The 12,346-nt window shown below is 48.7% G+C and carries 9 protein-coding genes; 5 read left to right on the forward strand and 4 right to left on the reverse strand.

Annotation, left to right across the window (positions count from 1 at the left end; genetic code table 11):
• Positions 1-30: 30 nt before the first annotated feature.
• Both QM717_RS12645 and htpG read right to left on the reverse strand, forming a co-directional pair.
• Positions 31-630, reverse strand: coding sequence for a TetR/AcrR family transcriptional regulator (locus QM717_RS12645; protein WP_415037845.1), 600 nt, complete (start codon positions 628-630; stop codon positions 31-33).
• A gap of 142 nt (positions 631-772) precedes the next feature.
• Entirely contained in the window at positions 773-2,659 is a 1,887-nt protein-coding gene (gene htpG, locus QM717_RS12650) for a molecular chaperone HtpG (RefSeq protein WP_415037846.1), read from the reverse strand.
• A 168-nt stretch (positions 2,660-2,827) separates the two neighbouring features.
• Here htpG and QM717_RS12655 point away from each other — a divergent pair, with 168 nt between their 5' ends.
• Positions 2,828-3,304 (forward strand): hypothetical protein, encoded by a 477-nt coding sequence (locus QM717_RS12655; protein ID WP_415037849.1) that lies wholly within the window; start codon positions 2,828-2,830, stop codon positions 3,302-3,304.
• A 23-nt stretch (positions 3,305-3,327) separates the two neighbouring features.
• Positions 3,328-4,020, forward strand: coding sequence for an OmpA family protein (locus tag QM717_RS12660; protein WP_415037850.1), 693 nt, complete (start codon positions 3,328-3,330; stop codon positions 4,018-4,020).
• Positions 4,021-4,079: 59 nt separating this feature from the next.
• Here QM717_RS12660 and QM717_RS12665 read toward each other — a convergent pair whose 3' ends face one another.
• Positions 4,080-6,263, reverse strand: a complete 2,184-nt coding sequence (locus QM717_RS12665; RefSeq protein ID WP_415037851.1) for a hypothetical protein — start codon at positions 6,261-6,263, stop codon at positions 4,080-4,082.
• A gap of 153 nt (positions 6,264-6,416) precedes the next feature.
• On the opposite strand from QM717_RS12665, the gene QM717_RS12670 reads away from it, so the two are divergent.
• The 3 genes from QM717_RS12670 (at position 6,417) to QM717_RS12680 (ending at position 9,805) form a co-directional block, all read left to right on the forward strand.
• On the forward strand, positions 6,417-7,370 hold the full coding sequence (locus QM717_RS12670; protein WP_415037853.1) for an ABC transporter ATP-binding protein: 954 nt from the start codon (positions 6,417-6,419) through the stop codon (positions 7,368-7,370).
• A gap of 11 nt (positions 7,371-7,381) precedes the next feature.
• Entirely contained in the window at positions 7,382-8,650 is a 1,269-nt protein-coding gene (locus QM717_RS12675) for a YCF48-related protein (RefSeq protein ID WP_415037854.1), read from the forward strand.
• Between the two features lie 147 nt (positions 8,651-8,797).
• The gene (locus QM717_RS12680) at positions 8,798-9,805 is read left to right on the forward strand and encodes a 3-oxoacyl-ACP synthase III family protein (RefSeq protein WP_415037856.1); all 1,008 of its coding nucleotides are present in this window, start codon (positions 8,798-8,800) and stop codon (positions 9,803-9,805) included.
• Positions 9,806-9,918: 113 nt separating this feature from the next.
• On the opposite strand, the gene QM717_RS12685 is transcribed toward QM717_RS12680, so the two are convergent.
• On the reverse strand, positions 9,919-12,300 hold the full coding sequence (locus QM717_RS12685) for an outer membrane beta-barrel protein (protein ID WP_415037858.1): 2,382 nt from the start codon (positions 12,298-12,300) through the stop codon (positions 9,919-9,921).
• Between the last annotated feature and the right edge of the window lie 46 nt (positions 12,301-12,346).

The following is a 12,346-nucleotide window of genomic DNA, read 5'->3' on the forward strand; positions in this document are numbered from 1 at the left end:
CATTTGATTAATTTAAGGATAAAAAAAAAGCTAATCGCTTTCGAGTATCAGCTTGATCCATTTAGGGACGAGCTTCTTGCGTTGTTCGAGCAATGCCCTGAACTCGGCATCGGTGGCGGCCATTTTGGTTACGGTCATCATCGGCCGGGCCATAAACGGGAACACGGTCAAACCAAAGAGGCTCAGGATGAACTGCACCGGATGGATGTCTGGCTTTTTCTCCTGCAATTGTTTCATCAGCGAGGATTCACCGATCAGGTGCGCGTTGACGCGGCCTTCGAACAATTGCGGGTTGTTCCTGAGTTCGCTGAAAACGAAAATCGGCAAATCTGGATTTTCGAGCAGCAGACTGATGTAATTTTCAACAATGAGCTCGACTTTGGTTTCCAGATCGAGGCTTTCGTTGTTGATGATCGGAAACAGTACGCCAAAAATCTGTTGTACTTTTTCCATGATGACCTGGTGGAACAATTTTTCCTTGCTGCGGAAATAATAATTCAACAAGGCCAGGTTGATGCCCGCTTCCTCAGCAATATCGCGCGTTCTGGTGGCGGCAAATCCTTTTTTGGTAAAAACGATTCTTGCGGCTTCTTTGATTTTTTCTTCTGTCGACAGATCTTTTTCAGACATTTTGAGGCTTCAATTTTTTTGACAAAGATAAGGCTGATTTCGATTTAAACAAAAAATTTAATCAAATGATTAAAAATTTAACACAAAAAACAAAACCTGCAAGTTTTGGCTTACAGGTTTCGATATTTAAATGGGAAAATTCTTATTTGATTAGCTCAAAACTGCGCTTGACAAAAGCGGTAAGTTCTTCGCCTTTTAATAAATTCTGCGACAATTTGGCCAAATCGAGCGCCTGTTTGACCAGGTGTTCCTGATGGGTTTTGTCTTCGGTCTTGAGAATGTTCGTGGCCAATTCCGAATTGGTATTGACGACCAAATTGTACATTTCAGGGAAGTTGCCCATGCCGAACATCCCGCCGCCACCGGTCTGGCTCATCTCTTTCATACGGCGCATGAATTCAGGCTGCGTAATCAGGAAAGGCGCGGCGTTGCTGTCGAGCGCTTCGAGCTGGACGCTGTAGGTCGTTTTCGGGACAATTTCTTCCACCACCGATTTAAGGCTGGTTTGCTCGTCCTCCGACAATTTCGAAATCGAAGTTTCGTCTTTCTTGATCAGGTTATCGATGTGATCCGAATCGACACGTACAAAAGTCAAATCTGGGTTGTCGCCTTCGAGTTTCTGGATCAAATGCGATACGATCGGCGAATCGAGTAGCACTACTTCATAGCCTTTGGCTTTCGCTGCGTCGATGTAGGCGTGCTGGGCGTCTTTGTTTCCGGCGTACAAAATAACGAGCTTGCCGTTTTTGTCGGTTTGTTTTTCCTTGAGGTTTTCCTTGATTTCGTCCAAAGTGAAGAACTTTCCGTCGACCGTCGGATACAACACAAACGCACCTGCTTTTTCATAGAATTTCGGTTCGGACAACATCCCGTATTCGAGTACGATCTTGATGTCGTTCCATTTCGCTTCGAAATCCTCGCGGTTTTCGGTGAACAACGACTTGAGTTTGTCGGCGACTTTACGTGTGATGTAATTCGAGATTTTCTTGACGTTTCCATCGGCTTGCAGGTACGAACGCGACACGTTCAAAGGAATATCGGGTGAATCGATCACACCTTTGAGCATCGTCAAGAATTCGGGAACGATGCCTTCGACATTGTCGGTCACGAACACCTGGTTTTGGTACAACTGGATCTTGTCCTTTTGGATTTGCATGTCCGATCCCAAGCGCGGGAAATACAAAATTCCCGTCAAATTGAACGGATGATCTACATTCAAATGGATGTGGAACAACGGCTCCTCGAACTGCATCGGATAGAGTTCGCGGTAGAACGACTGGTAATCTTCCGAAGTCAGTTCGGATGGTTGTTTGGTCCAGGCCGGAGCAGGATTATTGATGATGTTGTCGACTTCTTCGTATTCGGTTTTGTAATCTTCCGGAGCGTCTTCGGGCTTTGGAAGCGCGTTTTGCTTGGTGCCGAATTTGATCGGAATCGGCATGAACTTGTTGTATTTGTTGAGCAGTTCACGGATTTTCGATTCTTCCAAAAACTCCAAAGAATCTTCTGCGATGTGCAGGATAATTTCAGTGCCGCGTGTGGCTTTGTCGGCCGGTTCGAGCGTAAATTCTGGGCTGCCGTCACAAGTCCAGTGCGCTGCCGGTTCGTCTTTGTAGGATTTGGTAATGATCTCGACTTTTTCGGCTACCATGAACGCCGAATAGAATCCGAGGCCAAAATGCCCGATGATTCCGGCATCTTTAGCCGAATCCTTGTATTTGTCGAGGAATTCCTCGGCTCCCGAGAATGCGACCTGGTTGATGTATTTCTCGACTTCCTCGGCGGTCATCCCAAGACCTTGGTCGATGATGTGGAGTTTTTTGTTGTCCTTATCGATCTTGATGTCGATGACCGGGCTGCCATATTCGGTTTTGGCTTCGCCAATGGCTGTCAGGTGTTTGAGTTTTAAGGTTGCATCGGTAGCATTCGATACGAGCTCGCGCAAGAAAATCTCGTGGTCGCTGTACAGGAATTTTTTGATAAGGGGAAAGATGTTCTCTACTGAAACATTGATTTTTCCGGTTGTCATATATTTTCGGTTTTAAATTTTCTGCCCGCGGTTTTTCAAAATTGATACCAATCGAATCAAGGTGACAAAATGACCGATATGTTAATTTTAATAGTAATTTAAGAAATTTTGGAACGATTGGAATTTTAACATATGGTATCTTTGTTAAAATTTTTAAACCATCTAGACATGAGAAAATTTATCCTACTGTTTGCGCTTGCATTGGCTTTCGGAAGCTGCAAGTCGACATCAGCCACCAACACCAAAGTAGACAACCGATCGCATGTAGCCGTTAAAGGAAACTGGACGATTACGTCGGTCACCTATCCGGGTTCGGAATACATCAAAGTGACATCGTTCAACTTGGCCGACTCGAAATGTTTTGAAGGCAGCAACTGGAAATTTGTATCGAACAATGATTCAGGCACCATGGAACTTAACGCTGCGGGCTGTCCGTCATTTTCTTCCCCAATCAAATGGTTTGTCAACAAAGATGGACAATTCGTGCTCAAGGTATTGAACGCGGGCGAAAAAGCCAAGAAAGTACGCGATGGTTACGTGCTCAGGATGGCCAACCAAACCACAGAATCTTTCCAACTCGTTGACAACATCAACGTAGGTGGCAAAAACACCGATGTGGTATACCAATTCCAAAAAGTAAACTAATCCAAATCTAAAGCTAAACAATCATGAAGAAGTTTTCAATTATAGCACTCGCGGCCCTGATGATTTCAGGTTCGGTATTTACGAGTTGTGAAGCAGCAAAAAATACGAATAAAACACAAAGAGGCGCAGCGATCGGTGCTGTGGGCGGAGCCGTCATCGGCGGTATCCTCGGCAACAATTTGGGCAAAGGCGGAAACGGCGCACTCGGTGCGGTACTCGGTGGCGTAGTCGGCGGTGTGGCCGGTGGCGTGATCGGAAACCAGATGGACAAGCAGGCCCGTGAGATCGACAATGCACTTCCGGGTGCCGATGTGGTGCGTGTAGGCGAGGGGATCAAGTTGGTCCTTGGCGAAAATGCCGTTCGTTTCGACACCAACAAATCGACCTTGACGCCGACAGCCAAAGCCAATTTGGATAAACTCGTTAAAGTGTTCAACGATTACCCGGACACCGACATCGTGATTTACGGATACACCGACAACACCGGTACACCGGAATACAACTTGAAGTTGTCTGGCGAAAGAGCCGCATCGGTAAAGAGTTATCTTTCTGGAAAAGGCTTGGTGTCTACCCGTTTCCAAACCACCGGAATGGGAATCGCCGACCCGATCGCGACCAACGATACCCCTGACGGAAGAAGCCAAAACCGCCGTGTGGAATTTGCGATCACCGCCAATGATAAAATGGTACAGGACGCACAAAAACAAGGAAACTAATTCTTACGTTGCGTGATTATCAATAAAAAGCTGCCTCGCTCTCGGGCAGCTTTTTTTATTTACTGGATTTGCTCGACTTCGAAAAAAGTTTTGGGGGCGAACGAATCGATCTGAACGCCCGATTGGTAGTTCTGCGTGTAGATTTCGATGTATTCGCCCACGGCCAGCGGCACCACACAGTTGATGGTACGAATAACCGGGCCGTTGTTCAAATGGTTGGCCGAGCTTTCCTGGTACAGCAAACCGTTTTTGTACACGCCGATCGAATAGAAATCGGTGCTCGCCAGACTGTTCGTGTGGAAGGTCGCATTGACCCGGTAGTAACCGGCCTTGAGTGCGGTAAAACGGCCCATTGCAGGATTGTAATCACCGTTGACATCGAAAGATTCGGTATTGAAATTGATTTTTTGCCAGCCCGTTGTCGTCAAACTTTGGTTCGTCGTTAAGTTGGCGCGCGAAAGCGACATCCCGCTGTTCGGGTTTGCCCAACTGACATTGCCCGAACCGTCGGTTTGCATGACTTGTCCGTTGGTTCCGCGTGAAGGTGGCATCGTATAGGTGTTGGCGATGGTCGTTCCGATGGCCATGCTGCCGAGGAAATAACCCGAATAACTTCCCGTTTTGGTCGCTATCGAATAGACGCCGTAATGCGTTCCGCCCGCAGCCGGTGCAATCAAACTGTAAACGCCGTATTTGTTGCCGGTTCCGGTTCCCGAAAGCGTGTTGTAGGTACCGTAATGCGATCCCGTTCCCGTTCCGGTCATGTTGCTGCTCACGGCATAATGGTCGCCGTTTCCGGTATTGTAAATGTGGGTGAACATACCGGTCTGGATGGCACTGCCCGAACCCGAAATCAGGTTTTGTGTACCAAAGTGTTGCCCCGATCCATTGCCCGAAAGCGTGTTCGATGTTCCAATCTGGGTGCCGTTGCCATTGCCGTTGAGATTATTGGCCACGCCATACCGCCACGCATCGGACAATCCGCTCAAGACATTCGAAGTGCCATAATGGTACCCAAAGCCGCTGCCGGTGTTGTCGATAAAATTGAGCGTGCCGGCCACATCACTGGTGTTGGTTCCGCTCAGCGAATTGTACACGCCGTACTGGTAACCGCCACTGGTAGCCGCAGAAGTCAATACGTTGTACACCCCAAAATTGCTCCCGAAACCGCTCAGGATATTCATGTTGTTGTACATACCGTATTGCGTTTGGGTCGAACTCGTCATCAAAAAACTGCCGTATTTGGTTCCGGTGCCATTCGAAAAATCATTGAACATGCCGTATTTGCTTCCCGTTCCCGTCGAATTCATCTGGTTGTAGGTGCCGTAATAACTCGAATCGTTGGCGCCCAGCATCTGGTTGTGGACGCCATATTTAGAACTGCCAAAACCGCCCGGTCCGTTAAATGTATTTTGCATGCCGCGTTGTTCGCCGCTGCCGGTATTGTTGAATACCGAATAAACCCCAAATTGGTAACCGCCGCCGTTGCCTCCGATGGTATTGTACAATCCGTAGCGGTTGCCCCAGGAATTGCTCGTGAAATTGTTCCAGGTTCCGTATTGCGTACTGAGGCTGGTGCTCAGGAAATTGTTGTAGGTGCCGTAGAATTCCCCAAACGGGTTGCCCGAAAATGTATTGTGCATTCCGTATCGGTTGCCGCTGGTCGAATTGCCCGAAAGCGTCTGCATCACCCCCGCAATCGCATCGGTACTGCTGGTCGCACTGATGGCATTGGAAAGTCCCGCACGCAACGTAGAAAGGGTATTGCTGAAATTGGCGGTGTTGAGGATGTTCGACGTCTTGGTCGTATTTTCAATGTCCAAAGGAACCGTCGGCGTGACTTTGCCGATGGCTGTATTGCCCAGATGATAGATGTCGTCGTTGCTGTCGTCAGGACCCAATCCCGTTGCCGATTCCAGCCAGTCCTTGTCGGAATTGATGACCGTTGAAATGCCAATCCAACCCAAGGTCGGGAAATCCCAATAGTAAAACCCAACCGGTTTTCCGGTAGCGGCTACATTAAGGTACACCAGCATGCCCTGTTGCGCCGCAGTTGGGTTGACTGCCGCAAACGCATCGACTTTGGGAATCAAAATCCCATCGGTTTGGGATGGGGCCGACTGGTTCGAAGAACGGATGTCCAGTTGGGCGGCGGGTACGGTGGTCGCAATACCGACCTGCGCCTGCGTCCGGAGACAAGTTGTGGCAATCAAGACAAAATAGAAAAGCGAGACTTTGTTCATGACGATGGATTGAATAGGATGATGTCTGGCAAATGTATGCCGGCGCGTCTGCGTGAAGGTTCGGATTATTGCCAAAGCGCGTTCTATTTTTTCGCATCCATTCTTTTTTACAGGATTTCAATAACCGAAGCCTTTTTGCGCTAATTTTGGCGCATGCTAGAACTCCGCCAAATTTCATTTGCCTACCAACACCGGATGGTCGTCGACCACATCAGTTTGACGGTTCCCAAAGGACAGCATTTGGCCTTGATCGGCGAAAGCGGCTGTGGAAAAAGCACGTTGCTCAAATTGATGTATGGACTGTACGATTTGAACGAAGGCGAAATCAGCTACGAAGGCAAACCCATTTTCGGCCCTAGATTCAACCTGATTCCGGGCATGGATTTCATGAAATACCTCGCGCAGGATTTCGACCTGATGCCGTTTATTACGGTCGAGGAAAACATCGGGAAATACCTGTCGAACATTTACAAGGACCGCAAAAAACAACGGGTCGCCGAACTGCTCGATATGGTCGAAATGACCGAATTCGCCCAAACCAAGGCCCAATATCTAAGCGGCGGCCAACAACAACGCGTCGCCCTGGCCCGTGTACTTGCGCTCGAACCCGAAGTGCTTTTGCTCGACGAGCCGTTCAGCCAAATCGATGCATTTAGGCGAAACAAATTGCGCCGCAACCTGTTCCGTTATTTGAAGGAGCGCCAAATCAGTTGCATTTTTGCAACCCACGATGCGACCGACATTCTCGCTTTCGCAGATGAAACGCTCGTGATGCGATCCGGGAAAATCCACCGCAAAGGCAATCCCAAAGCCATTTACGAAAACCCGGACGATTATTATACGGCCTCGCTTTTTGAAGAAGTCAATGAAATTCCTTCGAAGTTCATCACTGGCGCCGAAACCGCGACGGTTTTGTGTTATCCGCACCAATTAAAGGTCGTCGGTCAATCGAAGCTCAAGGCAACGGTCGTCAAATCTTTTTTTACGGGCAACGGTTTTTTGATTGAGGCAACCTATGAAAAGGGAAGGCTTTTTTTTGAAAACCCGATCGGAATCACCTCGGGCACCGGCGTCTTTCTCGAATATTCTAAAATGTTACATTTGTAAAAAAAATACCCATGAAGAAAATTTACCTGCTTTTATTGATCGCATTTTCCGCTTCGGCCCAAGAATGGCAGGCTGTTCCATCGCTGCCGGTCAATGCAAACCACCAGCGGTTCGACGATGTGTTTTTCCTCAACGACAACCTCGGATGGGCGGCCAACGGCTCGAACGCGGCCATCTACAAAACCACCGATGGCGGCCTGACCTGGACGCTGCAAATCGCAGAGCAAACGGCACAATTGCCGGGCAATTATTATTTCCGCAATGTCGAATTCCTCAACGAAAACATTGGTTTTGTCGGTACGCTGACCAACAACAAGTTCTTGCGCACGACCGATGGCGGTGTGACCTGGTCGATTGTCAACAATTTTCCGACGACACCACAGGCCATCTGCGGAATCGACTGTGTCGGGACTTCAACGGTCTATGGTTGCGGAGCTTATTTTTCGCCGGCCTACATCATCAAATCGATCGACAGTGGCGAAACTTGGCAATACATCAATATGAGTGAATATGCCGTGGCTTTGGTCGAAATCCTGTTTGTCGATGAAAATACAGGGTATGCCTCCGGGCAAAGCAATAATGGCGGAACCATTTTGAAAACCACCGATGGCGGCGCAAGCTGGACCGAAATCTACAACACCAATATCGAAGGCGAATACGTTTGGAAACTGCAAATTTTGGCATCCGATGCCAATGTAATTTTTGGCTCGGTCGAATCGGTTGCCCCGAATCTGGGTAAACTCGTGCGCACGCTCGATGGCGGTACAAACTGGACCAGCCACGAAGTGCCCGACACCGATATCCAGGCAGTCGGTTTCTTGACGGCCGATCACGGTTGGATGGGCGGGCACAATTCGGAATTCCTCGAAACGACCGATGGCGGCCAGACCTGGACAAACATCCATGTGGGCAGCAACCTGAACCGCATCCAAATCATGAGCAACAACCTGGCTTATGCTTCGGGAACGACGGTCTATAAATTTACGAACGATCTTGGGAATGCGGCCTTTGTTGAAAAAGCGCGTACACCGCTCAAGGCTGCGGTCAACCCGAATCCGGTCAAGGACAAACTCCATGTGACGATCGAATTCACCGAAGCCGACCATTTGCGACTCGAACTGTACGATGCTTCGGGCCGTCGCATCAAGGAATTGCAGCGCGACGACATTGCAGCGGCCGGAAAGAAAAGCTATACCTTCGATTTCCCTTATGCATCGGGCGTTTACCTGATCAACTTGCATACGAATACAGGAAGGCAATCCATTAGATTTGTCAAATAAATTACAGGTACAACTTGCCTAAAACCAATCAGTTGATTGGTTTTTTTGTACGCCAAAATTGCCAAATGCTAAAAATAACTTATCTTGTGTGATGCAATTTTGCGGTTTGCGTAAATTTGCCATTCGAATTTTTATAAAATAGCAAATATGTATCATTCCAAAATAACGGGGCTCGGTTATTATGTGCCCGAAAATGTGGTAACCAATGACGCGCTGTCGAAAATCATGGATACCAGTGACGAATGGATCCAGGAACGTACCGGAATCCAGCAGCGAAGACACATCATCAAAGGGGAAGATACAACCACGACCATGGGCGTGAAGGCCGCCAAGATTGCGATTGAACGTTCGGGTATTTCCAAGGACGACATCGACTTCATCATCTTCGCGACGCTGAGCCCGGACTATTACTTTCCGGGACCGGGCGTTTTGGTGCAACGCGATTTGGGGCTCAAAACCGTGGGCGCGCTTGACATCCGCAACCAGTGCTCGGGTTTTGTGTATGCGATTTCCGTGGCCGACCAGTACATCAAGTCGGGCATGTACAAAAACATACTGATCATCGGTTCCGAAGTACATTCCGCAGGTCTCGACTTTACCGACCGCGGCCGAAGCGTTTCGGTGATTTTCGGCGATGGGGCAGGGGCGGCAGTTTTAAGCCGTGAAACGGATTTGGCCAAAGGGATTTTGTCGACACATTTGCATTCCGAAGGACAGCATGCAGAAGAACTGATTGTCAAGGCACCCGGAATGGGCGGCCGTTGGGTTTCGGACATCGTGGCCGACAACGATCCGAACGATGAAAGTTACCTGCCGTACATGAACGGACAATTCGTGTTCAAGAATGCCGTGGTGCGCTTCGCGGAAGTCATCGACGAAGGCTTGCAGGCGAACAATCTCAATGTTTCCGACATCAACATGCTGATCCCGCACCAGGCCAATTTGCGCATTTCGCAATTCATCCAGCAGAAATTCCGCCTGAGCGATGAGCAGGTGTACAACAACATCCAGAAATACGGCAACACTACGGCGGCATCAATCCCGATTGCATTGACCGAAGCGTGGGAGCAGGGCAAAATCAAGTCAGGCGATTTGGTCGTTTTGGCGGCTTTCGGCAGCGGATTCACTTGGGGAAGCGCGATCATCCGCTGGTAAAAAAATGAAACAGTAAAAACAGAAAACCCCGGTTGCACACCCGGGGTTTTCTTATGATTAAAACTCAAATAAAATTCTAAAACGGTAACGGTTGTCGGTTTATTGTAACAATTTTAAAATAATCCGCCACTGTTTTGTTTGGTGTTGTCGTCGCGCTGTTTACGCTGCAACGCACGGTTTTTTCCGCCACCGAACATATAGTTGAACCCGATGAAAATCGACTGGCTTTCCCAGGTAAAATAACCCGATTGCGGATACGGATTGTCGCCGTCGAAACCAAATTGCATCGTGTTGAAGATGTCGTTGAAACGCACGCTCAAGCTCGCCTTGTTGCTCAGCATGCTGAAACGCACGCCGCCGTCGATCTTGTACATCGGTTCGCTCGTGAACTGGATGCCTTCGACACCGCCACGGTAAAAACCGAACAAATTGAAACGGATGTTTTTGGTCGCCTTGAAGTTCGAGTTGAGTCGGGCGTTGAACGCATTGGCATCGACTTCCTCAATTTCGCTGTACGAAATCTGCGTATTCGGGATGAATTTCGCCACCGCGCCTTTTTGCTTCAGGGCCGAATAATCGATGGCCGGTTGCACATCCCACCAAGAGTTGATTTTGTAATTGGCCGACACTTCAAAACCAAAGGCCGTATTGTTGTCGTAGTTGTCGAACGTCATGATCTGGTTGCCGCTTTTCTGCGGGTCTGGGTACAGGATGCGGCTGATCTCGTCGTTGATCAAACGGTAAAATACGCCCCCGGTAACCGAACCTTTGTTTTTGGCGAACGTACGCGTGTAGTTCACTTCGACCGAATTGGTGAACTGCGGATCGAGCTGCGGATTTCCGATCGAGGTCAATTTCAACGTCGCGAATTCCGGACTCGGCTTGGTCTGCTCCAAACTCGGACGGTCCACGCGTCGGCTGTAACTAATTTGGAAACTGTTTTTCTCGCTCGGTGTATACGTCAGGTAAGCCGATGGGTAGACCGTGATGTAATCGTCCTTATAGGCCGTGGCACCGTTGAGGATGGCGTCGACTTTGTAGCTTTCGAGACGCGCGCCCAACTGGTAGCTGATTTTTTCGAACTTCTGTCCAAACGTCGCGTAAGCCGAATAGATGTCGAGGTCGTAATTGTAATCGAAGCTGCTCGTACGCGTCGAACGGAAAATATTGTCGGTTCGTATCGTGCGCGATTCGGCACCCAATTCGAGCGTCGATTTCGCGCTGAGCGGATTGACATAATCGAGGTTGATCGTCGTTTGTTGGCGGTCGTCCTCAATCAAATCGGTATTCGAAAGCGTCGAAATCCCGCCGATGCGATTGACCGAATTGAAATAAATGTCCTTGTCGTTGTTGGTGATGTTGTGGTTGACCTCAAAATCGAGCGTGTGGCCTTCTTTCGGGAACACGTGTTTGAAGGCGAGGTTGTACGCACCGCTGTTGTTTTTGGTCAAATACTTGTCGCGCGATTCGACGGCACCTGGCAGTTGCCAGTACAAATAATCGGTCTTGATGTCGCCGTCACCCGAGAAAAAGTTCTGGTTCGTGTACACCGAAACCGTGTTGCGGTCGTTAATGTAATAATCCATGCCCACTTTGAACAGGTGGTTCTTGTCGGCATTCTTCATGTCGAGGATCTGCTCGATGATACTGTCCTTGCGGTACACATAACCTTCGTTGTATTTGTTGCCGAAATTCGTGCCGTAATTGCCAAAGAAATTGACCTTGCCCTTGCGGTAATTCATGTCGATCGAACCATTGTATTTGGGCGTCACGGCAATCGTTACCCCGGTGTTGACACTCGCATTGAAACCGTCATTGGCATTTTTGTGCAGCACGATGTTGATGATGCCCGACATGCCTTCTGGGTTGTATTTCGCGCTCGGATTGGTGATCAACTCGATCTTTTTGATCGACGAAGACGGAATCTGCTTGAGCAATTGGGAGGCGTCGATGTTGGTCGGTTTGCCGTCGATCAAGACACGGACGTTTTCGTTGCCGCGCAAAGACAATTTACCGTCCTGGTCCACGTTCACCGAAGGAATGTTGTTCATGATGTCCGAAGCCGTCGCGCCAGCCGTCGTCAAATCTTTCCCGACCGTGATGACCTTGCGGTCGATTTTCTGTTCGATCGTCGAATGTTCGTTAACGATGTTCACGCCGGTGAGTTCGGTCGCTTCTTCCTCGAGTACCGTCTTGCCAAGCGAGATGCTGCGTTGTCCAGTCGTGAAATCGGCTTTGCCCGTGAAAGTCTTGTAGCCGATGAATTGGATCTCGACCGTGTAGTTCTTGGGTTCGAGATTCTTGATGTCGTAATTTCCATTGTCGTCGGAAATGCCGCCGGTGATGATTTTTCCGGCTTCTTTGAGAACGATACTGGCATAGGAAATAGGAGCGTTGTTTTTGTCGGTCACTTTACCTGAAAGCGTACCGTTTTTTTGTGCCTGCATCGAAAAGACCGATGCAAAAAAGCACAACAGCAGTAATTTTAAGTTCATTTGTTTTTTTGTTGATGATGGATGCTGTTTAGATGATAAACAGTTG

Origin of the sequence: Flavobacterium sp., from assembly GCF_047602195.1 — a bacterium.
Classification (GTDB): Bacteria; Bacteroidota; Bacteroidia; order Flavobacteriales; family Flavobacteriaceae; genus Flavobacterium.